At 41.9% G+C, this 23,380-nt stretch carries 25 protein-coding genes and 1 tRNA gene; 12 read left to right on the top strand and 14 right to left on the bottom strand.

Features of this window, described 5'->3' with window-relative positions:
* Positions 1–346: 346 nt before the first annotated feature.
* The 11 genes from AB4153_RS20735 to rnm all read right to left on the bottom strand — a co-directional run bounded on the left by AB4153_RS20735 (position 347) and on the right by rnm (position 8,111).
* Positions 347–550: a hypothetical protein gene (locus tag AB4153_RS20735; RefSeq protein WP_371998534.1), complete on the bottom strand. Its 204-nt coding sequence runs from the start codon at positions 548–550 to the stop codon at positions 347–349.
* A gap of 132 nt (positions 551–682) precedes the next feature.
* Positions 683–1,168, bottom strand: a complete 486-nt coding sequence (locus AB4153_RS20730) for a hypothetical protein (protein WP_303517489.1) — start codon at positions 1,166–1,168, stop codon at positions 683–685.
* Positions 1,169–1,284: 116 nt separating this feature from the next.
* Entirely contained in the window at positions 1,285–2,130 is an 846-nt protein-coding gene (locus AB4153_RS20725) for a trypsin-like serine protease (RefSeq protein WP_303517491.1), read from the bottom strand.
* Between the two features lie 38 nt (positions 2,131–2,168).
* Positions 2,169–2,534, bottom strand: a complete 366-nt coding sequence (locus tag AB4153_RS20720; protein WP_303517492.1) for a cupin domain-containing protein — start codon at positions 2,532–2,534, stop codon at positions 2,169–2,171.
* 838 nt (positions 2,535–3,372) lie between these two features.
* A tRNA-Ser gene (locus AB4153_RS20715) sits at positions 3,373–3,463 on the bottom strand.
* A gap of 111 nt (positions 3,464–3,574) precedes the next feature.
* Complete coding sequence (locus tag AB4153_RS20710; protein ID WP_102527139.1) at positions 3,575–3,907, bottom strand: hypothetical protein; 333 nt, start codon at positions 3,905–3,907, stop codon at positions 3,575–3,577.
* Between the two features lie 210 nt (positions 3,908–4,117).
* Positions 4,118–4,990 (bottom strand): 23S rRNA pseudouridine(2605) synthase RluB, encoded by an 873-nt coding sequence (rluB, locus tag AB4153_RS20705; protein WP_102527140.1) that lies wholly within the window; start codon positions 4,988–4,990, stop codon positions 4,118–4,120.
* Entirely contained in the window at positions 4,991–5,578 is a 588-nt protein-coding gene (scpB, locus tag AB4153_RS20700) for an SMC-Scp complex subunit ScpB (RefSeq protein WP_102527184.1), read from the bottom strand.
* A 31-nt stretch (positions 5,579–5,609) separates the two neighbouring features.
* Complete coding sequence (locus AB4153_RS20695; protein WP_371998533.1) at positions 5,610–6,398, bottom strand: ScpA family protein; 789 nt, start codon at positions 6,396–6,398, stop codon at positions 5,610–5,612.
* Positions 6,399–6,633: 235 nt separating this feature from the next.
* Positions 6,634–7,254: an L-threonylcarbamoyladenylate synthase gene (locus AB4153_RS20690; RefSeq protein ID WP_102527142.1), complete on the bottom strand. Its 621-nt coding sequence runs from the start codon at positions 7,252–7,254 to the stop codon at positions 6,634–6,636.
* The gene (rnm, locus tag AB4153_RS20685) at positions 7,251–8,111 is read right to left on the bottom strand and encodes an RNase RNM (RefSeq protein WP_371998532.1); all 861 of its coding nucleotides are present in this window, start codon (positions 8,109–8,111) and stop codon (positions 7,251–7,253) included. The genes AB4153_RS20690 and rnm overlap by 4 nt, the downstream gene beginning before the upstream one ends.
* 464 nt (positions 8,112–8,575) lie before the next feature.
* Between rnm and AB4153_RS20680 the strand changes: the two genes are divergently transcribed.
* The 6 genes from AB4153_RS20680 to trpA all read left to right on the top strand — a co-directional run bounded on the left by AB4153_RS20680 (position 8,576) and on the right by trpA (position 15,356).
* The gene (locus AB4153_RS20680) at positions 8,576–10,126 is read left to right on the top strand and encodes an anthranilate synthase component 1 (protein ID WP_371998531.1); all 1,551 of its coding nucleotides are present in this window, start codon (positions 8,576–8,578) and stop codon (positions 10,124–10,126) included.
* 26 nt (positions 10,127–10,152) lie between these two features.
* Entirely contained in the window at positions 10,153–10,755 is a 603-nt protein-coding gene (locus tag AB4153_RS20675; RefSeq protein ID WP_229372572.1) for an aminodeoxychorismate/anthranilate synthase component II, read from the top strand.
* Entirely contained in the window at positions 10,755–11,795 is a 1,041-nt protein-coding gene (gene trpD, locus AB4153_RS20670; protein ID WP_371998530.1) for an anthranilate phosphoribosyltransferase, read from the top strand. Before AB4153_RS20675 ends, trpD begins: the two co-directional genes overlap by 1 nt.
* Positions 11,795–13,237 (top strand): bifunctional indole-3-glycerol-phosphate synthase TrpC/phosphoribosylanthranilate isomerase TrpF, encoded by a 1,443-nt coding sequence (gene trpCF / locus AB4153_RS20665; protein ID WP_371998529.1) that lies wholly within the window; start codon positions 11,795–11,797, stop codon positions 13,235–13,237. Before trpD ends, trpCF begins: the two co-directional genes overlap by 1 nt.
* A 91-nt stretch (positions 13,238–13,328) precedes the next feature.
* A complete protein-coding gene (gene trpB / locus AB4153_RS20660) occupies positions 13,329–14,534 on the top strand; it encodes a tryptophan synthase subunit beta (RefSeq protein WP_371998528.1) in 1,206 nt (401 codons plus the stop codon).
* A 9-nt stretch (positions 14,535–14,543) separates the two neighbouring features.
* Entirely contained in the window at positions 14,544–15,356 is an 813-nt protein-coding gene (gene trpA, locus AB4153_RS20655) for a tryptophan synthase subunit alpha (protein ID WP_248956019.1), read from the top strand.
* A 145-nt stretch (positions 15,357–15,501) separates the two neighbouring features.
* Here the strand turns inward: trpA and AB4153_RS20650 are convergent, their stop codons facing one another.
* Positions 15,502–16,716, bottom strand: a complete 1,215-nt coding sequence (locus tag AB4153_RS20650; protein ID WP_102527149.1) for an OmpP1/FadL family transporter — start codon at positions 16,714–16,716, stop codon at positions 15,502–15,504.
* A 236-nt stretch (positions 16,717–16,952) separates the two neighbouring features.
* On the opposite strand from AB4153_RS20650, the gene AB4153_RS20645 reads away from it, so the two are divergent.
* The 4 genes from AB4153_RS20645 to AB4153_RS20630 all read left to right on the top strand — a co-directional run bounded on the left by AB4153_RS20645 (position 16,953) and on the right by AB4153_RS20630 (position 19,809).
* The gene (locus tag AB4153_RS20645; protein WP_102527150.1) at positions 16,953–17,498 is read left to right on the top strand and encodes a septation protein A; all 546 of its coding nucleotides are present in this window, start codon (positions 16,953–16,955) and stop codon (positions 17,496–17,498) included.
* Positions 17,499–17,514: 16 nt separating this feature from the next.
* Entirely contained in the window at positions 17,515–17,814 is a 300-nt protein-coding gene (locus AB4153_RS20640; protein WP_229372562.1) for a YciI family protein, read from the top strand.
* Positions 17,814–18,623: an exodeoxyribonuclease III gene (xthA, locus tag AB4153_RS20635; RefSeq protein ID WP_371998527.1), complete on the top strand. Its 810-nt coding sequence runs from the start codon at positions 17,814–17,816 to the stop codon at positions 18,621–18,623. Before AB4153_RS20640 ends, xthA begins: the two co-directional genes overlap by 1 nt.
* 379 nt (positions 18,624–19,002) lie before the next feature.
* Entirely contained in the window at positions 19,003–19,809 is an 807-nt protein-coding gene (locus tag AB4153_RS20630) for a substrate-binding periplasmic protein (RefSeq protein WP_371998526.1), read from the top strand.
* Between the two features lie 160 nt (positions 19,810–19,969).
* Here the strand turns inward: AB4153_RS20630 and AB4153_RS20625 are convergent, their stop codons facing one another.
* Positions 19,970–20,893 carry an aspartyl protease family protein gene (locus AB4153_RS20625; RefSeq protein WP_371998525.1) on the bottom strand — a complete coding sequence of 308 codons (924 nt, stop codon included), beginning with the start codon at positions 20,891–20,893 and terminating at the stop codon, positions 19,970–19,972.
* Positions 20,894–21,124: 231 nt separating this feature from the next.
* Positions 21,125–21,472 (bottom strand): RidA family protein, encoded by a 348-nt coding sequence (locus AB4153_RS20620; RefSeq protein ID WP_371998524.1) that lies wholly within the window; start codon positions 21,470–21,472, stop codon positions 21,125–21,127.
* 215 nt (positions 21,473–21,687) lie between these two features.
* Here AB4153_RS20620 and AB4153_RS20615 point away from each other — a divergent pair, with 215 nt between their 5' ends.
* Together AB4153_RS20615 and AB4153_RS20610 are read left to right on the top strand one after the other, a co-directional pair.
* Positions 21,688–22,578 (top strand): tyrosine-type recombinase/integrase, encoded by an 891-nt coding sequence (locus AB4153_RS20615; protein WP_371998523.1) that lies wholly within the window; start codon positions 21,688–21,690, stop codon positions 22,576–22,578.
* On the top strand, positions 22,575–23,380 hold an 806-nt coding region (locus AB4153_RS20610; protein ID WP_371998522.1), incomplete at its 3' end, for a transposase. The genes AB4153_RS20615 and AB4153_RS20610, both read left to right, overlap by 4 nt.

The following is a 23,380-nucleotide window of genomic DNA, read 5'->3' as shown; positions in this document are numbered from 1 at the left end:
GTCTACCGCAGGTCAAGAACATTTGTATAGTGCGCATGCGCGTTTATTTGGCAAAATGCGCATGCACATTTAATAAACCGATTATTTAAGCCTTACTAAAGTAAAGCTATTGATTTATAAGCACTCTACCAGAGTGGTATTGGATAAACGAGCACAAACATTTGCAAAATGAGCATTGAAATTGCTGCCTTATCAGAAGCAATCAGCAGCAGTCACTTATTGATTAGCAAAAGTATCTTACTTATCTGTACTGCTTATCGGGTGTAACTCTCAACGGGACAAAAATGTTTAAGGCCACCAATTCTATACTTCATTTATATTCGCTCAGTTACAGCAGACCATTACTTCAATCTAATCCACTGCCTGCCGCAGGAATGTTCAGGATGAACTGAATGTCGCGATCACATGGATGTGAAAGAGTGACCTTTTGTGCAGATACATCCAAGACACGCCGTAAACAAATCCCAGTGGGCTCTGCGAAAACATCCATGTTTTCGAAGGTCTTGAACGTATCTACACTGGGTTTATTGTCTCTTCGATTTGACTGCATTGGTGATAGTTTAAAGAGCCAAAGCTAGTAGAACTTACATTTAAAAGACTCCATTTGAATTGAGGACGCTGAAGAAAATAGCGTGAGCCTGACAGCATTAAGAATGGGTGGCCTTATAATTTTTTATAGCTGCTACCAGATTTTCCACCAAGATTTTTTAACACCTGGGTGGGATAGAACTAGATACTGCGGTTCGCTTTCGGAACCGGAATCTGAAATACCCGTGATTTTTACTTTAACATTAAATGGCTCTTGCTCTTGGCTACTGCCGTCTAGCCAGATAAATGTGAATTCACGTTTATCTCTTACATTTTTAGCTGGAGTAACAGGTTCTCCAGTAAACAATTGATCTTCAAACTTACCCTCTACGATTTCGAAGGTATAACCTTGTGGGTTTTCAGGCAGGCTAGTTAACTGGAGAGTTACAAGGCCTGCATCAGAAGTAGATGCAAAGTTTCCATCATCAGTTCCCCGTCTGATCGATTGAACTATAAAGTTCGGTTTTACAGCATCTACCTTTTCTTCGGAGTTACTTTCAAAGCCCGTAAGCATTTGTGCAAAAGACCCAGCAAAAGAGATGCAAGGAATTAATGTAAGTAAGAGAAGTCGTTTTTTCATCTGATGTCTCAGGTTGTATGCAGCTTACGCCCAGTTAATAAGTGAACCATGTGCTGGCAGGCTATTTGCTCAGCAGATGGCATGACAGCCTTGATGAATCTAAATTTAGCAGCTTGTTAAAGAGCATTTGGCGTTAATCCAATGTCTGCACATATTTCCGGTAAAATTTCCTCAGTGAGACCAGTTGGAAGTTCATTTAGTTTAGGCAAAGCCAATTGAAGTTGAGTAACTTCATCTTCGTTCATAATACCTTCAATCCAAGACTTAAAGAAAGAGACTCTAGAATATACTTCTGTAACTCCGTACTTGCCTATTCCTCCACCTTCAACTCTTGAGCTAATGCCCAACAAATAATTTGTATTGGAAGTTTTGATATAAGCTGGCCCGCCGCTATCACCTCCACCAGACACTCCTTCCAAAGGTAAAGCTGAATTGTCACGATCAAATTTAAACTTTAAAAGTGGTCCATTAGTAAAGATGACTTTATTTTCAGCTTTTCTTAGAACCCCAGCATTTTCGTAATTATCTATTGTTTGCCCTGTTAATCCGTTGCCTGTTCCACCAACACCTATAAACCAAGTTGACTTTCCAACCTCATCTGAATATTCGTAAATAGTTGCAGGTTCAATTTCTTTAACGGGGTTAACTAATTTTACTAATGCGATATCGTGACTTTTACCTGGCTTGTAATGCTTGTGCACGAATATCCGTTCAACTTTATGTAGACCATTGTTTAAAGCGATATAACTATCAGAGTTTACACAAAATGTTGCATGCGCGGCGGTTACAATCCATTTAGGTTTAATCAATGTCCCATGAGCGCCATCAACATAAAATGTCGCTAATGGTTCAAAGTCATCAGGAGAAGCAAGGTACTTTTCACCATTAACATCATGTCGTACTACTATTGCTGACACTGATTGGGTTAGAAAAACTAAAATAAAACCTAGGATTATACGCATGACTTTCCTTTGCAATTTAAACAACTTGTTAGCTTTAATTAAATCCAGATGTCGTTATCAGCAGTTAACTCGCCACCTGCCTCTCCAGTGTTTGTGACACCTTGGGGCTCAACAAGTAAAACCTGACAAAGTCCTTTAGCAAATGGTTTATGCTCAACACCTTTTGGTATTACGAACATTTCACCGTTTGTAAGAAGAACTTTACCATCTCTAAATTCAATTTCTAAAGTGCCATCAATAACAATAAAAACTTCGTCGGTATCGTCGTGCGAATGCCATACAAACTCGCCCTCACCTTTAGCTAATTTAAATTGATAATCATTCATTTCAGCAATGACTCTTGGAGACCATAACTCATCAAATTTCGAAAGTTTATTTTTAATATTTATCGGAGAATATTTCATATCGACCTTGCACCTAACGTTTTAGTATTTATGCGTTGCGCTGTTTGCAGGGCATAAATCGCTTGTTGGACTTGGCCGATGCCAGTCTAGGTTAATTTGGTATGCTTTATGCTAAAGAAATTTGCTTTTTTTGATACTGGCTCTGGGCTGTAGAGCTGTTTTGAATTGATTGTATGGCTTGGTATGTACTTTTTTCATTGAAATTTCCTTATCATTGTTGTGTTCCATCACATCTTTTTAATTCTAGTTAATTCAATGAGGATAATATACTCGATTAAGTCCTCATTTGGCTCCGCGCAGCGGCTTAGTTCAACAGCTGTATAATGCCATGTGCATTTATCACTTCAGGCCTGTGAAAATATGTAACACTAAATAATTGAATTTAATTACATTACTCAAAAAAACATCAATATACCAGCCGTAAAAATGCGCATGTGTATTTATATTGAACAATAACCCTGACATTAACTTTTAAAGTGTTGACTTTATTTTTGTCAAAATAGTAAACAAACTTTCCCATCAACGGAGCTTGGAAGCTCAATTCCACAAAGCAAAAAGCCCGCTAATAAGTTAGCTGACTTTCTAAATATGTCGAAGAGATAGCGTATTTTTGAAAGAGGAAGCATACATTGATGAACTACAAACCTATGTTGTTTTATATATTAATATCTAGATAGCAAAAAGCCCGTTACTTTGCAGTAACGGGCTTCTTTAAATATGGCGGAGAGATAGGGATTTGAACCCTAAATGGATTGCGCTACAAACCAATTTGCAATGTTCCAAAATTCAGACACAAAAAAGCCCGCTATTTTTCAATAACGGGCTCTTTCGATAAATATGGCGGAGAGATAGGGATTTGAACCCTAGATGGGCTACAAACCCATGCCGGTTTTCAAGACCGGTGCATTCGACCACTCTGCCATCTCTCCGAACGAGCGAGATAATAGCTATCTCCCTCGCTGCTGTAAAGTAGAAATTGAATAAATTTGTTCATTTGGCTATTTGAGCATCAATTTGGGTCCTAATGCTGAAAAATACACCTATTTATCCATTTTAACTGGCGTAAGGCCTTTAGCACGATCATCAATGGCATCATCTAATTTAAAACCTGCTTGTTTCCATGTTGCCGCTTCTTCAGGGTTAAACTTCTCTTTAGACCAATCCATAGCCGACTCAACATCAAAGCTAGCTTTACTCCACTGCTGAGACTGCTCAGCGTTAAAACCTTTCTTACTCCAAGTTTGTGCTTGAGCTGCATCGAAACCAATAGCCTTCCACTCAGCGATATCTCTCTCTGACATCCCTTTCCATGTTGGGGCTGACGCACAGCCATATAAAAGACAAGCTACCAATATGACGATTAACTTATTCATTAAATACTCCCTTATCTGTAAGTACACGCAAGTGATGAAAATATCATCAAATTAAATATAGTTAGCGATATACTCAGTTTCAAGAAACTCACTGATAAATGTGTAATTCCCACTAAATGACGGGCAATAAAAAAGGTCGCACTAGGCGACCTTTATTTAACTGACGATTGTCATCACTGTATGACTAACACTGTATATAACAATGTGGACTTAGCTGCGTTGACGTGTCGTTTTAGGACGTGCAGCGGCAGTTTTATGCTTACGTACTGCGCGGCGAATTTTAGCGCCTTTAACTTGAGCACGTGCAACGCTGTGTTTATCTGTACCCAGTAATGTACGTGTTTCTGGCTCTAAACCAGCTAATTGACGCAAGTAGTTTACTTGCTCCATATCAAGCTCAGTCCAACCACCACGAGGCAATGCTTTAGGTAACTCAACCATGCCGTAACGAACACGGATAAGACGGCTGACTTGTACTTCTTGCGACTCCCATAAACGACGAACCTCACGGTTACGTCCTTCTTTAAGTGTCACATGCCACCACTTATTCAGGCCTTCGCCACCCGCAGGTTTAATGCTATCAAAGTTAGCAGGGCCATCTTCTAAGGTCACGCCTTTACGCAGACGTTGCACAGCTGCTTCTGATACATCACCAAATGTACGAACCGCATATTCACGATCAACTTCATTTGACGGGTGCATTAAACGGTTTGCAAGCTCACCGTCTGATGTAAATAGTAATAAACCTGAAGTATTAATATCCAAACGACCTACCGCTACCCAACGTGAATCTCGAATTTTTGGTAAACGTTCGAATACGGTAGTTCTTCCTTCAGGATCTTTTCGACTACAAATTTCGCCCTCTGGCTTGTGGTAAGCCAATACACGACAAATGATGTCTTCTTCAGTTTTGATCACGATGGCACGGCCATCAATGCGGATTTTGGCATCTGCTTCAACGCGATCACCTAAACTGGCAATTTCTCCGTCTACACTAATACGGCCTGCAGCAATCCATGCCTCCATCTCACGACGGGAGCCATGGCCTGCACGGGCCAAGACTTTCTGCAATTTTTCGCTCATCTAGTTCGACTCTTCTGTTTGTTGTGGCACCATTGAAACTTTCTCAAATAGTGCCTGCAATGACTCTTCATCCGTCAGCGACGGTAAATCCGCTAACGCTTTCAAGCCAAAATAGGATAAAAACTCTGTGGTAGTTGCATAGAGTGCAGGTCGCCCTGGCACTTCTTTATGACCTACTGTTTTTACCCAATGTCTATCAGCTAAACTCTTTATTATGTGGCTGCTGACGGCCACACCTCTTACATGTTCAATATCACCGCGCGTTACTGGTTGCTGATATGCAATCACCGCTAGGGTTTCTAACGTCGCCCGTGAATATTTAGGGGATTTTTCTTGCCACAAAGGTTGTAAGAATTCACTTAACAGCTCTTGGGTTTGAAAGCGATAACCGCTGGCCACTTCAACCAGTTGTACCCCTCGCTCTTGATAATCTTGTTGCAACTCATCCAAGCAAGCTTTAATTCTTACCCGTGAGACATCAAACTTAACTAATACGGTATCTTTTATCATTTTGATACTGAGCGGTTTTCCCATTACAAATAGACTGGCTTCGATTAATTGCTTTAATTGAATGTCATTTATTTGCATGATGTCCTTTCTCGTATCTTGTGAAAGCGAATTAAAACGCTTTGACATAAATCGGTGCTAACGGCTCATTTTGAACCAAATCGACTAACAGCTCTTTGACTAACTCCATCAAGGCTAAAAAGCTTACTACCACACCAGCTTTGCCTTCACTCACATCAAATAAGTCAGTAAAAGGAATAAAATGTTCTGTCGATAGTTTGGCTAAGATCTGACTCATACGTTCGCGAGTTGATAACAATTCACGTTTTACATGATGATGTTCGTTAGCATCAATTCGTTTTAACACCTCAGAAAACGCCTGAGCGATATCAACTAATGATACTTCAGGTGGCATGATCACAGGCTTAATATTCGGCGCAGCTTTAGCCTGTGCTAAATAAACATCTCGCTCTAATCTTGGCAAAGTGTCTATATCGGCCGCTGCCTGCTTGATCACTTCATAGGCTTTTAACTGACGAATGAGTACGACGCGAGGATCTTCTTCCTCTTCGTCTGCGGTGACTATTTTCGGTAACAATAGCCGAGACTTAATTTCCGCAAGTGTCGCTGCCATGACTAAATAATCTGCAGCTAGCTCAATACGTGCTTCAGTTAAAATATCAATATAAACTAAATATTGAGTGGTAATTTTCTCAATCGGCAAGTCAACAACATCAAGTTTTTGCTTACGAATTAAATATAATAATAAATCCAACGGCCCTTCAAATGTCTCTAAAAACACTTCAAGCGCTTCAGGTGGAATAAACAAATCCGTCGGCATTGCATCAATTGCTTCGCCGCGAACAACCGCGAGGGGTAAACTTTTTTGTATACCCTGCATTTGTTCATTCCTTAAATTAATGACTGAATATCAAAAGGTTAAAACAAGCATTAACACCCATTGAATGCCAAAGCGCTTTACCCTTTCCTCTGGCTACTACGTCAAAATTATAGCTAGAAATTACCGAACGCGCGATTATACGCACTATTGCTTAGGGTTGAAACAACTATCCCACAAACTTGCAGGTCAAAAGTTATACAGCTTCAATAAATGCCCAGTAATTTGATCAGAAGCCTTATTCAAATGAGCTGATATCACCAGCGCCTTCACGCACAATAACCATGTCCCCATCAGACATATCAATCACTGTCGTTTGGTTTTCAGCAAGGTAACCACCGTGAATAATCGCATCAACACTGTGCTCTAGTATATCGCGGATATGCTCAGGATCAGATTCTGCAAACTCTTCGTCTGGCATCACCAAACTGGTGGACATAATCGGCGCTTCTAATGCTTCTAATAGTGCTAAAGCAATCAGGTTATCAGGCACACGAATACCAATGGTTTTCTTTTTATCGCACTGTAATCTGCGCGGCACTTCTTTACTGGCCTTAAAAATAAACGTGTAAGGGCCAGGGGTGCAGCTTTTAAGTAAACGATAAGCTTGGTTATCTACGCGGGCAAAGTTCGCAAGCTCAGATAAATCACGACACATTAAAGAGAAGTTATTGTCGTTATCGATTTTACGAATGCGTGCCATGCGCGTCATGGCATCTTTTTCGCCAATCATGCAGCCCAGTGCGTAACCTGAGTCAGTCGGGTAAACAATAACCCCACCTTGTTTTAATATGTTTACCGCCTGGCTTATTAATCTTGCCTGCGGGTTTTCATCATGTATGTAGAAGAATTGGCTCATGTGCGCTCCGTCCAAGATTCTGATTGCCAAACCCACTGAATACCAGCAGGTTGGAATAAATTTTTACCTAACTCAATCCAATTACTCGGAAAGTGAAAATCACTGCCGATTGAACCCATCAGGTTGTTCATATGGCTTAAAGCGACTAAGTTAGCGCGATCATCAATGCTTTGTTGGCCTAATACGACTTCCATCGCATCGCCGCCTGCTTCTTTGTATTCACGCACTAAACGCTTAAGCCATTTCGCTGACAACTTGTAGCCACTAGGGTGTGCTAAAACAGAAATGCCGCCAGATTGATGAATAATCTCAATAGCATTGGCCATGTCAGCCCAATTATTGGGAACATAACCGGTTTTACCGCGAGCTAAATAGCGCTTAAAAACACTGGGCATATCTTTCGCGTAGCCATTTTCAGCTAACCAGCGCGCGTAATGTCCGCGACTGATTGCTGCGCCATCAGCATAATGTTTTGCACCTTCGTAAGCGCCTTCAATTCCCGCTTTTTCAAGGCGTATACCAATTTCTTGGGCACGTTCTTCTCGAAGCTCACGCTGGCGAGTCAGAAAATTGAGCAAAATTGGGTCTTGTTTATCCATATTTAGCCCCACAATATGAATATCGAAATTGTTCCAGCGAGTAGATATTTCTACACCATCAATAAGTTTCAATGGGGTTGCGTGTTGGCGATTAAATTCATGTGCTTCAGCTAAACCGGCGACAGTGTCGTGATCGGTTATCGCTAACATTTCAACGCCCTTTATAATCGCGCGTTCAACAAGTTCAGATGGAGTGAGTACGCCGTCAGATGCGGTCGTATGGCTATGTAGATCGGCCAAGAGAGTGTCTGTTATCATAACGTTATTGTACTTTAATCTTTGTTGAAATGCTTAACCAGTCTCGATTATTTGCTACATTTTCAGCAAATTGATGCAGCTTTTACCATCGTGGGTAAAAAAATGCCAAATTTGAGAAATATTCAATTGACTTTAAAGGCCAGCTAAGGTCTTCTATAAGGCATACGTTAGCCAAACGCATTTTGCTAACCTTTTAGATATAAGACCTAAACTCAAGAGATTTAATTTAAATGACTAACTTTAACGCACGTAACATCAATTGGTGGTGGCACTTCCCAAATTAACGGGTGGTGTGAAGCGTTGTGGTTATTTAAATAACACAAGATTTTACTAGAAAGCCCGCAGAGATGTGGGCTTTCTTGCTATTTACGGCTTGCACTCTTCGAAACAACTAACGCAAACCGAATCAGAAATAGAGACCTTAGTATGAAAAATCAACATATTAGAGAGGCGCAATAAGCATTATGGAACATCAGTTCGCCCATGTAATCACGCAAAAACAATCATTAGCGTATCACGCTGATCCATTGAGCCTTTATCAGCATGTTACCGCGAATGCGCCGCATACTATGTTGCTTGAGTCAGCTGAAATTGACACCAAAGATCATTTAAAAAGCATCGTGCTCACCCATGCAGCCATGATGGTACGATGTGATGGGTATCAACTCACATTCGCAGCATTAACAGATAATGGCGCAAGCTTACTTTCTCCTATCAGTGAGTTCTTTAAATCGAGTCAGCAGCAACAGCAAGATAATGAATTAATTATTACCTTAGCTAAAGCCTGCGAGTTACAAGATGAAGATGCTCGTTTAAAGTCGACCTCGCCATTAGATGGTTTAAGAATGCTGATCCAGCACATTCAGACAGATCAGCAAGATGCGTTTGAAGATTTGTTTTTAGGCGGCGTGTTAGCCTATGACTTAATCGATACTGTAGAGCCGCTACCAGCTGTGCCTAATGCTGATAACGATTGCCCAGACTATCTATTTTATCTCGCTGAAACCTTAATTTTGATTGACCACCAGCAGCAAGATGCTGAAATCATCACTCACCAATTCTCTCAAGACCCACTATTAGCAGATACGCTGGCAAAGCACGCAGCAAAAGTGAAACAACAATGCCAAACATTGGCCCCCGTTGCGGACCTTGTGCCGGTTGACGCTGAAACCCAAGTTAATATTAGTGATGCCACGTTTAAACAAACCGTGGTTGATTTAAAAGAGCACATTGTCGCCGGTGATATTTTCCAAGTTGTGCCTTCAAGAAGCTTTAGCTTACCTTGCCCAAATACACTCGGTGCTTATAGAGCACTGCGTTTAACTAATCCAAGTCCTTACATGTTTTACTTTCGCGGCCCAGATTTCACCTTATTTGGCGCTTCACCAGAAAGTGCATTGAAATACGACGCTGCCAGCAATCAAGTTGAGGTTTATCCTATTGCAGGTACCCGCAAGCGTGGTAAGACTGCTGATGGCGACATTGATTTTGATTTAGACAGTCGTATCGAACTTGAACTGCGTCTAGATAAAAAAGAGCTTTCAGAGCATTTAATGCTGGTTGATTTGGCCCGTAATGATATTGCCCGCATTAGCCAAAGTGGCAGTCGTAAAGTGGCTGAGTTATTAAAAGTTGACCGTTATTCTCACGTGATGCATTTAGTTAGTCGCGTGACAGGACAATTACGTGATGATTTAGATGCGCTCCATGCCTACCAAGCTTGTATGAATATGGGCACCTTAGTCGGCGCACCCAAAGTGCGAGCGTCACAATTAGTCAGACAAGCGGAACAAGTAAGGCGCGGCAGTTACGGCGGCGCAGTAGGTTACCTTAACGGTTTAGGTGATATGGATACCTGTATCGTTATCCGCTCTGCTTTCGTTAAAAATGATGTTGCCTTTATTCAAGCTGGCGCAGGTGTGGTATTTGATTCAGATCCGCAAGCCGAAGCGGATGAAACTCGCCAAAAAGCCCAAGCAGTGATATCTGCCATCAAAATGGGAGGTGGATTGTAATGACGACTTCTCAGAGCACCAATAATATGAAACTGTATTTATTAGATAACTTTGACTCATTCACCTATAACCTTGTGGATCAATTCCGCAGTTTAGGCTTTGAAGTACTCATTTACCGTAATGATGTGAGTGCAGAATATTTAGCTGAAAAACTTATCGAAGAATCAGGCCAAGCCGCATTAGTATTATCACCAGGCCCAGGAGCCCCCCACGAAGCGGGCTGCATGATGGAATTAATAAGCAAAGTGGCAGGTAAAGTGCCTATGCTGGGCATTTGTTTAGGCCATCAAGCTATGGTTGAGTATTACGGCGGTAAAGTAGAACGCGCTCCTTTTGTGGTTCATGGCAAAGCCAGCCCCACGATTCATAATGGCGAAGGCGTTTTTGCTAACTTACCTTCTCCGCTACCAGTTGCCCGTTACCACAGCCTAGTGGCTACTCGTGTACCTGACTGTTTAGAGGTTATTGCTACTACTGAAGATATGCCAATGGCGGTAATTCATCCGCAAGATAAAGCGGTAGGATTCCAGTTTCATCCAGAATCCATTTTAACTACTTTAGGTAGCACGCTATTAACGCAAACACTGACCTACCTAACTCAATCTGAATCAAATAAAGGCGCATTATAATGTCTCAATTACAACCTCTATTAGACTCTCTTTATCAAGGTAATGCGCTCACCCGAGCTCAAAGCGCCACATTATTTAGCGCGATTGTTGCAGGCGAAATGGATCCTGTGGCGATGGCAGGTATGTTAGTTGCGCTAAAAATGCGCGGCGAAACCATTGAGGAAATCACAGGCGCTGCGGATGCGCTTCGTCAAGCTGCTAAGCCTTTTCCACGCAGCCCACAATCCTTAGCCACTGGTGTGGTAGATATTGTCGGTACTGGCGGCGATGGTCATAACACCATTAATATCTCAACCACTGCATCTTTTGTTGCCGCTGCTGCAGGCGCAAAAGTGGCTAAACACGGTAACCGCGGCGTATCCAGTAAATCAGGCGCATCTGATGTATTATCCCATTGTGGTATTGCTCTTGATATGAGCCCAGAAGCTGCCAGCCAATGCATTGAAGACTTTGGATTATGCTTTTTATTCGCGCCGCATTATCATGCCGGCGTTCGCCACGCAGTACCTGTAAGACAAGCACTTAAAACCCGCACCATTTTTAATATCTTAGGCCCGCTGATTAACCCAGCAAAACCTGAAGCTATGCTACTAGGTGTGTATTCGCCAAAGCTGATTGCGCCTATCGTTAATGTGTTAAACGCATTAGGTGTTAAACGCGCCATGGTGGTTTACGGCAGCGGACTTGACGAAGTCGCCCTACACGGCGAAACCCAAGTGGCAGAGCTTAACGACGGCAACATTCGCTTTTATAAATTAACCCCGCAAGAGTTAGGGGTAGAGCCTGCTGACATTTCAGCCCTTGAAGGCGGTGAACCAAGTGATAATGCCCTTATCACCCAAGCTATTTTAAAAGGCGAAGGCAAGCCTGCCCATCGCGATGCTGTTGCCATTAACGCAGGTTGCGCCCTTTATGTTAGCGGTGTGTGTGACACAGTTCAGCAAGGGACAAAACTGGCTCTAGATACTATCAACAGTGGTAAAGCTTTTGACGTGTTGACTAAATTGGCTGATGCAAGCCAACAAGAGGATGCAAAATAATGGCAACTGTCACCAATAATACAGCTAAAGAATCGAACGTATTAACCAAAATTGTTGATACCAAAGTGGCTCATATTGCCTCGCTTAAATTGCGTTACCCAGAAGCGAGCTTACAACCTAAAATATCTGACCGCAGTTTATTTGATGCCCTCAAAGCCCCCAATGCCGGTTACATTTTTGAATGTAAAAAAGCCAGTCCATCAAAAGGGTTAATCCGCCCGGTATTTGATGTTGAAGCGATTGCTGATATCTACGGTAAATACGCATCGGGCATATCGGTATTAACCGACGAGCAGTTCTTTCAGGGTGATATTGATTACATTCCATTAGTGCGTGCACGTGTTAGTCAGCCAATCTTATGTAAAGACTTCTTTGTTGACCCATACCAAATCAAACTGGCCGCTCACCAAGGCGCAGATGCCGTATTGTTAATGCTTTCAGTACTCGATGATGATCAATATAAGTTGTTGGCTACCGAAGCCGCTAAATACAATTTAGATGCGCTAACCGAAGTCAGTAACCAAGAAGAACTTGAACGCGCGATTGATCTTAATGCGCGCATTGTGGGTATTAACAACCGCAACTTACGTGACTTAAGTACCGATTTAGCCACCACAGAAGCTTTAGCGCCGCAAATTCCCACTGACCGAGTGATTATCAGTGAATCTGGCATCTATAATAACCAGCAGGTTAAGCGTTTAAATCCTCTGGTTGATGGTTATTTAGTGGGTAGCTCTATCATGGCGCAAGACGATATAGACTTGGCTTGTCGTCAGCTGATTTTTGGCAATAACAAAGTGTGTGGCTTAACCCGCATTGAAGATATTAACGCTGTCGCTGAAGCAGGTGCTGTATTTGGTGGATTAATCTTCCACCCAAAATCACCACGTAACGTGAGTGTTGAGCAAGCGGCTGAATTGGTTAATAAAAGCAAACAAAATAACCTTGCTTTGAACTTTGTCGGCGTATTCGTCAACAAGTCCAATGCTGACATTGTTGCAACCGTAAAAGCGGTCGGTTTGTCTGTAGTGCAATTGCACGGCAGCGAAACCAGTGAAGATATTAGCGTGTTAAAACAATTACTCACTGACGCTAACCTTGATTGCCAAATTTGGAAAGCGGTCAGCGTTGATAGCGGCACAAACTGTGTCGGTGATAAACCACAAGGCTGCGATCGTTACTTATTCGACAGTAAAAATAGCACCGGATTTGGCGGCACAGGTGAGAGCTTTAACTGGCAAGCGTTACTCGATGCTTCTGCAATAACAGCTGCAGAACGAGAAAACAGCATGCTTGCAGGTGGGCTAACACCTGAAAACGCATTTGATGCCAACCAACAAGGTTTTTATGGCTTAGATCTTAACTCAGGAGTTGAGTCACAGCCCGGCATAAAAGATGCGCAAAAGGTTGCTCAAGCTTTTACTGCAATCAGAAAGAATTAGTACATTACCCATTATTAAACCCAGACTTTTATACAGAATTAAGAAATAGCCAACATGGGTATTTCAGACAATATTGATAAGGAAAGATCCAATGACAAAGCTTAAGCTTGACCCTTATTTCGGCGAATATGGCGGCATGTATGTTCCACAAATCCTTGTGCCAGCATTAAAGCAATTAGAAACTGCGTTTGTTGAAGCCCAAGAAGATGAAGCCTTTCAAAAAGAATTTACCGATTTACTAAAGAACTATGCAGGTCGCCCTACCGCATTAACCTTAACCCGTAACTTAAGCCCTAACCCTATGGTTAAAATCTATCTTAAACGTGAAGATTTACTCCATGGCGGCGCGCACAAAACTAACCAAGTGTTAGGTCAGGCGCTATTAGCAAAACGTATGGGTAAAAAAGAAATCATTGCTGAAACAGGCGCAGGTCAACACGGCGTAGCAACGGCATTAGCTTGTGCATTATTAGACCTTAAATGTAAGGTTTACATGGGCGCAAAAGATGTTGAACGTCAATCACCAAACGTATTCAGAATGAAACTAATGGGCGCAGAGGTTATCTCTGTGACATCGGGTTCAGCAACCCTTAAAGATGCTTGTAACGAAGCCATGCGTGACTGGTCTGCAAGTTATGACAAAGCGCATTATTTACTTGGCACTGCAGCGGGGCCGCATCCATTCCCAACGATTGTGCGTGAATTCCAGCGCATGATTGGTGAAGAAACCAAAAAGCAAATTCTTGAAAAAGAAGGTCGTTTACCTGATGCAGTTATCGCCTGTGTTGGTGGTGGCTCAAATGCTATTGGCATGTTCGCTGACTTTATCGATGAAAAAGACGTTGAATTAATTGGTGTTGAACCTGCAGGTAAAGGCATTGATACCCCAATGCACGGCGCACCACTTAAACATGGTAAAACGGGTATTTTCTTTGGTATGAAAGCGCCACTAATGCAAGACAGTGACGGCCAAATTGAAGAGTCATATTCAGTATCTGCGGGCCTAGATTTTCCATCTGTTGGGCCACAACATGCACACTTAAATGCCACAGGCCGCGCACGTTACGAGTCTGCAACCGATGATGAAGCTTTAGAGTGTTTCCAGCTGCTTGCGCGCACTGAAGGGATTATCCCAGCGCTAGAATCAGCACACGCGATTGCCTACGCGGTTCGATTAGCAAAAGAAGCGACTAAAGAAACCATTTTAGTGGTCAACTTATCAGGTCGTGGCGATAAAGATATCTTCACGGTATCTGACATTTTAGAACAAAAAGCTTCTGCTGAAGCTGCGAAATAAGGACTTATCATGACTAATCGTTATCAAGCAGCTTTTGACCAATTGGCTCAAAAACAGCAAGGTGCATTTGTGCCGTTCGTGACCCTTGGCGACCCAACGGTTGGGATCTCGTTAAAAATCATTAAAACCTTAGTGGACAATGGCGCTGATGCCCTGGAACTTGGCTTTCCATTTTCAGACCCGCTTGCTGATGGCCCTGTTATCCAAGGCGCGAATTTACGTGCATTAGATTCAGGCACCACTGTGGCTGATTGTTTCTCGCTACTAACAAAAGTACGTGAGTTATATCCTGATACACCCATTGGCTTATTGCTATACGCTAACTTGGTTTTCGCTAATGGTATTGATGAGTTCTATGCAAAAGCCAAACAAGCTGGCGTTGATTCAGTACTGATTGCTGATGTGCCTGTTGAAGAGTCGGCTCCATTTAGTGAAGCCGCCCATAAACATGGGGTTGCGCCGATTTTTATTGCGCCGCCAAATGCTGATACTGACACCATCAAAATGGTCAGTGAACATGGCCAAGGTTATACCTATTTGCTATCTCGTGCGGGTGTAACTGGCACAGAATCAAAAGCGGGTGCGCCAATTGGTGAAGTGCTTGCCAAACTGGCTGAGTTTAATGCCCCGCCGCCGTTATTAGGTTTCGGTATTGCTGAGCCTAAGCAAGTAAGCGAAGCCATTAACGCTGGTGCTGCAGGTGCTATTTCTGGTTCTGCGGTGGTGAAAATTATCGAGCGAAACAAAGACGACGAAAAAGCTTTGTTAAGTGAATTAGGCGAGTTTACCCGTAATATGAAAGCTGCGACTCAAAAAGCATAATACGCATTTAAATCATCTTATTAGGCTTAATAGTAACAATGCCGCTCATTTAAAATGAGCGGCATTTTTGTTAAGTACTAATTTAAATCTAATCCAGATGAATGTTTATATGGATAAAATTTATATCATTGCAGTGGCTGACGTATTAAAACGTTACTGCAACACCAACAAAGTGAATGCTTGAATCAAAGTAGCCATTCAATAGATTACCTGTTGGGTCAACACCCGGTATAAGCCCATCTTGACGAATTTCAACATTTCCTAAATCAGCATACTCATAAAAAACATCTAACTTACTATCGCCAATATGAGTACTCACACCAACAGAGTAGCGCTTTTGCACACCCACGGGGATATCAGGGGTTTGTAAATATGGATCATCTTGCGGTGATGTTTCATAAGAGAAACCGAGTTTTAGATTCCAATCTTTATTAATCGCATAATCTAAACCTACGCCATAATGCCAAACATCATCCCAATCTCGGTCTTGTGATAGATCAAAGCTGTGGTCTTGTCCCAACAATGAACCATTAAATGTAATTGGGCTGCTATCCCAATCACTCCATTGATGCCACTGAATGGTGGTCAATAACGCTAACTGCGGTGTGACTTGATAGCTAGCACTCAAATCAACCAGGGCAACTAAGCTACTGTCCATTGAAAAATCTGTCAGCTGCAGGTTATCTAGGCGGATATCTGAATTGAGGTTACCTTGAAAATCATGCTCAAGTTTTGAGCGATAACTAAGGCCTACCATTAACTGTTCGCTAGGTTGATAAACAACGCCAGCGTTATAGCCCATGGTCCAGTCAGAGGCGCTTTCAATTTCAGTATTAGCCATCCTACCGTCAAGTACTGCGTAGTTTATTTGCAATCCCGCACCTACCGACCATTGGTCATTAATGCGATAACTTAAGGCTGGATTGACTTGCAGAGTCAGAAGGTTAATGTCTTCTAATTGTAACTGCCCAGCCCAGTTAGCACTGTAATCTAAGCCAGAACCACCTGCTGTACCAAGGCCTACGCCAAAATGCAGATCATCCGTTAATTGAACAACATGAAAGGCTGCTACCGAACCAAGATAGTTATTGCTACCACCACCAGAAACGCCATCAACATCATAAAAATCGACTCCCAAATCAAACGCTAGGCCATTTACAGTGGTTTTATTCTCCCCCATAAACGACATAATGGCGGGATTGACCCACATCGCAGCAGCTGATTCAGTATAAACACCATCACCCGCACCAGCAGTACCTTGGTTTGCGTAAACAGCTTCTTGTAAAAATAAACCGCTCGCATTTACAGGTAATGAAAATAAAAGGGCTAGTGGAGCCAGCTTTATAATGTTTTGAGTCATGTATATTGCTCTACAATAGAATTTACAAGAATAATACCATTACCTAATATTCCATATAGAATATCGCTTATTCTATTTGTCGCATTGCACTGTTGGTAGATGAGCCGCCATTAAGCATAGTTCATCTTATCTCAAGCTGATCACCTTCATATCACTGACCGTTGCTGGTACAATTTGGCGCAATCATTCCTATTAGCAAATGGACTGCTAAACTCACCTTTAGGCTATAGCTTCTAATGAAACAACTGCTTGATTTTCTCCCTTTGGTAATCTTTTTTGCCATCTACAAATTTTATGATATCTACACTGCCACTGGCGCACTTATTGCGGCCACTGCATTGCAGTTAATTGTCACTTACATCTTATATAAGCAAGTCGAAAAGATGCATTTGATCACTTTTGCTATGGTGTCATTTTTCGGTACGTTAACTTTGGTCTTCCACGATGATGCCTTCATCAAATGGAAAGTCACTATTGTTTACGCCTTCTTTGCTATCGCATTACTAGTAAGTCAGTTAATCAACAAACCTATTCTTAAAAGCATGTTGGGCAAAGAAATGAAATGCCCTGACAAGATATGGGCTCATGTCACTTGGTACTGGGTCACTTTCTTTGTTGCATGTGGTATTGCTAACATTTATGTTGCCTTTAGCTTGCCATTAGAAACCTGGGTGAACTTTAAAGTGTTTGGCTTAACAGCTCTTACCTTAGTCAATACTGTTATTACCGTTATGTACCTGTATAAACATATGGAACATGATGAATCGGAACAAATAAAATAATTCAAGGAACCTATCTATGTGGTACATGATTTCGTCACAAGATGTTGAAAACAGCTTAGAAAAGCGCATGAGTGCCCGTCCTGCACATATTGCTCGACTTGAAGCACTTGCCGCTGAAGGTCGTTTATTAGTCGCAGGCCCACATCCTGCGATTGATAGTGAAAACCCTGCTGAAGCGGGTTTTACTGGCTCTTTAGTGGTTGCTGAATTTGATTCATTAGCTGCAGCGCAAGCATGGGCTGATGTTGACCCGTACATTGAAGCTGGCGTATATGCTCACGTAATTGTTAAGCCATTCAAGCGAGTACTTGTCTAATGAAAATTGTCTCATTTAACATCAATGGTATTCGCGCTCGCTTGCATCAATTACAAGCGTTAATCGATAGCCATCAACCTGACGTCATCGGCCTACAAGAAACCAAGGTTCACGACGAAGCATTTCCAGTAGCAGACGTTGAAGCTATGGGTTACCACGTGCATTATCATGGCGGCAAGGCTCACTACGGTGTGGCTATGCTGTCAAAAGCTGAGCCTATTGAAATTATCAAAGGTTTTAAAGATGATGCAGAAGATGCGCAGCGCCGGATGATCATGGGTAAATTCAAGCAAAATAATGGCCGTGTAATTACCGTCATGAATGGTTATTTCCCACAAGGTGAAAATATCACTCATGAAACTAAGTACCCTGCCAAGCGTAAGTTTTATCAAGACTTAATGCAGCACCTTGCTGACAACCACACACCAGATGAAGACATCGCCATTATAGGTGACATTAATATCTCGCCTGTTGATTTAGATATTGGCATTGGTGAAGTCAACGCCAAACGCTGGCTTAAAACCGGTAAATGTAGCTTCCAACCTGAAGAACGTGAATGGTTGCAGCGGTTAAAAGACTGGGGCTTAGTCGATAGCTTCCGTGAACTGCACCCAGAGCGCACTGAACGTTACTCGTGGTTTGATTACCGCAGTAAAGGCTTTGTCGATAACCGCGGCCTGCGTATTGATGTCGTTATGGTCACTAAGTCATTATTACCACGTCTGACTGAATCAGATGTAGATTACGATTTACGTGGTATAGAAAAACCATCTGATCATGCGCCAATTTGGAGCACTTTTTCTGACTAATTGGTCCTGATTAGCTTATTTTGCTGGCAACTTTATTAGTGCCACAAAATGAATACTTAAAAGCTTAACGTGAATGCGTTAAGCTTTTTTATTGGCTTCGATAAAGTTAATAGCCCTAATCAGTCATTAAAATTAAAGGATTACATTTCAAGCGCTTAATTTAAGCATCTCTCAAAATCACTACTGCGCTTTATATTTTCTAGAACAATCAAAAAACGGTTCGCTCCCAATAAAGAGGTATAGAAGCTAGGTTATCCGTAGGCTAAACTAAAATATCAGTTACTCTGCCTTACTTTGTATTCAATATTTCTATTGCCTTGTGTGAAAGAGTAATCCAATTAGCTGGACGCTGAGTGACAACTTTAAAAGGATTTCTAGGTTGAAGCATATTAAATATTACAAGTATTCAAAAAGTAAATTGATGCCATTCAGCTTCTCTATCTGCTTGATTTTTCTACTCATCGAAAAGCCAGTTTCAGCTTCCCACGATAAAGTAGTCAATTTTACCACCAGCAGCAGTATCAAACCTTTCTTCTTTGTTGACGAGCAACGTGGGCTGCAATACGAATTATTACAAGCTGCGTTAGCAACAAGCCATGTAAAATTAGGCCAAGTCACTTTTGCCTCTAACCTGCGCGCTTTACGATTGGTTAAAACCAAAAAAATCGATTGTATAATCAACTCCCCCGCTAATAGCGAAGGGCTATTTTTAACCCAGAGCTTAATTGATTATCAAAATAGCGTGTTTTATCTGAGTAAAAACCAATTAGCCATCGATTCGGTACAAGATCTTAAAAACGTCTCCTTGGTTGGTTTTCAAAATGCGAGTCAGTATCTAGGCCAAGAATTTTTAGAAATAGCAAAAACACATAGCAATTATATTGAAGTTGCTAATCAAAAAAACCAAGTGTTAATGCTGTTTCGTGAACGTATTCAAGCTATTATTCTTGAAGAACGAATTTTTGATTATTATCGCAGCCAAATTGACAGCCAAATTAAATCACCTGTTGAAGTCACCAAGGTCAAATTATTCGGCCAAGCCCCGCGCTATATTGCTTGTCACGATCCAGAAACGGCTATTCTGGTTAATGAGGCTATTTCGCAATTAAAACAAACCAACTTATATCAAGATATCTTGCTTAAGGCTGAGCGCAGCTATAGCGGTGTTTCTGAGTTAACGAAGTAACTAGCCCATGTTGGGCTAATCGCAACAACACTGGTTGTAGCAATGATTACAGTACGGGTTGCAGTACATAGCTACATAGCCGCATAGCACTTGGCCACATGACACTTGGCTAAATGATACTTCCTCAGCCCAAATACCGATGTTTTGTAACAAGCCCCGCCTATTGAAAAGTCACCGTATTAGATTCAAAACCTATTTTAGTATTTAATGATTTTAATTGATTGAGCCCGATAATCCCGATGACCTGGTGATTAAAGCTATCGTTAATAATGACCGAATCGAGGTCAGTAACAATAAAGCGGTTTTCAAATAGTGAAGCCTTACCATTAGAGACCGCGATAGAGTCACTCATGCTAATGGGGATCTGTTTGCCATTAATATCTTGGCCATAGGCATTAGGAATAAGTTCAGAAGAAATAGATAAGGCGACAGCATTCTTACGATTAATTATCGAATATTGTGAGCCTGTATCTAAAATGAGTCCCACTTCCTGCTCGTTAATATTAACCACAACGTAAGGTATGCCAAAACCTGATGAAAATAAGCTGAGGTTATTCTTGGTTTCATCAAGGGTATATTGGGCCAATAATTGAGTTTGTAGCTCAGAAAATTGCAGCCCTTTAGCGATTAATTGCAGCAGGTCAAAACCCAACAAGCCTAAATACTTTCGATTAATACCCGACAAATTATGAGTATTTAAATTAACGCGAGAGAGTTCATACCCTGATACGGTAAAGCCTGATAGCTGTATTTTCTCACTGACCATCATCGCTTGCTCAGACCCAAAGCCATAGCCTTTTTCAACATCCAAAGAAGTATAATCATCAATACTGGATAAATACCTACGGTCTAAAACAGAGCTTGAAGAGCCTGTATCTATAATCATCCGACCTGACAAAGCCTGAATCATCACATCCAAATGGAGTTGACCATCTTCTGACTCAACAAGTGGTAAGTTTTGTTGTATTTGAGTCGCCCAAACTGTGGCTGTATAGAAAAACAAACTAAGTAATATAGCGCTTATTTTTATCACAAAAGGAATTTTTATTACTGAAGAAGTATTTGTAATTGAAGAATAGCCCATAGCTTAAAAGTCCTTTTCAGTATCATAAATCTAGCATGAATCTATCATTGCCTAAGATGTCGCTCAGGTGGGCTTTGACGATAACACTTATGGGCTACTTATTCTAAACATCGAAGGAATGATGTTTTATCCTGGTGATTTCGGCACGTAAACAACACCAATCAATAATCTACACTGTAAAAGAATCTCAATCCCTGAATGCGTTTATTTATATGCCTTGCTAGCTGTACTTTAGCGGACTGCGGTAACGGTAATTTCAATTAACACATCACCTTCAAGATCTACACCCAAGCAGGCTCTTTGCGGCCAATCTTGAGGATTATCACCAAACCAATCACACCATACAGAGTCCATCGCCTGCTTAGAGTTCATATCTGTAATAAAGACTTGAGCAGATACTATTCGAGTTTTATCTCTACCAAGCTCAACAAGATTATCTTGAATTGTATCTAAGGCTAATCTAGTTTGGCCTTTGATATCTAAAGAGGTATCTGATGACGTAGCTACAGTCCATACTAGATCTTTGTATGCAGACGACTTATTACGTCCATTATAAATACCGCGCTTTCGTTCAATCACTTGATTACCCTATACTTATTACGCCTAATTAACAGGTAAAAAATAGTTGATTTAAATAAGCGAGGAAGGAGAAAAAACCAACTATTGTTTACTGCTGGATTGGGTTGTTGAACGAAGCCGCTCTGCGGCAGAAAAGATAAAAGCTCACCTTTATTCTCCCATCCTAAATACTTACTAGACCCTGCCTACCTTGGCAGTTATCTAGGAGTATTACGATGAACACTCACGAGCAACAACGCTTTGATTTTCTTTATGAACAACATCTTACCAACTTAACACTGCAAGGCAAGCGGCCTGCGACCATCGATGCCTACAGCCGCGCCGTTAGGCGCATTAGTGCGTATTTCGACGCTTGTCCTGATAACCTTTCAACTAATGACCTGAAGCGCTACTTTGCCAGTTTGATTGATTCACACTCGTGGAGCACCGTGAAACTCGACCGTAATGGGCTACAGTTTTTCTATCGACATGTGCTTAATCAACACTGGGAGTGGCTTAATATTGTTAAGCCACCACAAGTCCAAAGACTGCCTGATATTCTTACCCCTGCTGAAGTTTCTATCGTCATTAGCCTTACCCATAAGCTGCGATATCAAGTGTGTTTTCTCGCCTTATACAGTATGGGGTTGCGCCTCGGTGAGGCTATTTCACTGCAGGTTGGTGATGTCGATTCACAGATGATGCAAGTGCACATTCGTAACGCTAAAGGCGGTAAGGACAGGTTAGTTCCGCTGCCACAACGTACCTTATTAGCGCTGCGATATTACTGGCAAACTCATCGCCACCCACAGCTGATTTTTCCTGGTAAAGATAGCCAGCCTGATTCATTGATAGATAAAGGCGGCATTCAGAAAGCTTTAAAACGGGTTATCCGTGAGTGCAATATTCATAAGTCCATCAGCCCACATAACCTGCGTCACAGCTACGCCACTCATTTGTTAGAACAAGGGTTAGATTTGCGCTCAGTGCAAACTTTGCTCGGTCACAACAGCCTTAATACCACCGCCCGTTATACCCGCCTCACCTCTATCACTCGAAAAAACACTGCTCTGTCCGTTAACCAACTGACTGATAATTTGGTGCTCAAGTGGGAGTGTAACCTATGAAGTTCATTGAACTTTTACGCGACCACCTCGATGCCTTTAATCAGGCTTATGATGGTCAAATAACATCATCCATGCGCCAAGCTATTTTCGCCATGCTTAATTGTCGCAGCAATACTGAGCGAACCAGCCAGTGGGCATGCCGCAGCTGCACTCATACTGCTGATTTCCCGCTGTCATGTGGTCATCGCAGTTGCCCTCAATGCCAGCACAACACCACGACAGAGTGGCTCAACAAACAGCAAGCTAAACTCCTGCCCGTAGAATATTACATGGTGACGTTCACCTTGCCTTATGAACTACGAAGCGTCACTAAACACCAACCTGAAATGATGTATCAAGCCATGTTCTCAGTGGCCGCCAGCGTGCTCAAAGACTTCGCTAAAAACTCAAAGCAAATCGGTGGTGAGATTGGTTTTACGGGCGTGCTGCATACCCATAACCGAAGGCGTGACTTTCATCCTCACATCCATTTCATTATCCCTGCGGGTAGCTTCGATAAAGCGAAAAAACAGTGGAAAAAACACAAGGGTAAATACCTGTTTAACGCCTTTAACCTGGCCAAAGTGTGGCGAGCAAGATTGCTAACGCAACTAACCGATAAGCTCAACATCAAGATACCAACCTCAATCCCCAAAAAGTGGGTGGTAGATTGCCAACATGTAGGTAAAGGGCTGCCTGCACTCAAGTACCTGTCGCGATACCTTTATCGCGGCGTACTGCCTGATAAAAATATCGTCAGTGCAACCAGTAATCAGGTGTCCTTTGAGTATCAAAGTAGCCACACCAACACCACTGAAATACG

This window comes from Shewanella sp. 10N.286.52.E4 (genome assembly GCF_041468785.1).
Lineage (GTDB): Bacteria > Pseudomonadota > Gammaproteobacteria > Enterobacterales > Shewanellaceae > Shewanella > Shewanella electrodiphila.
This window is presented reverse-complemented; position numbering and strand designations above follow the sequence as displayed.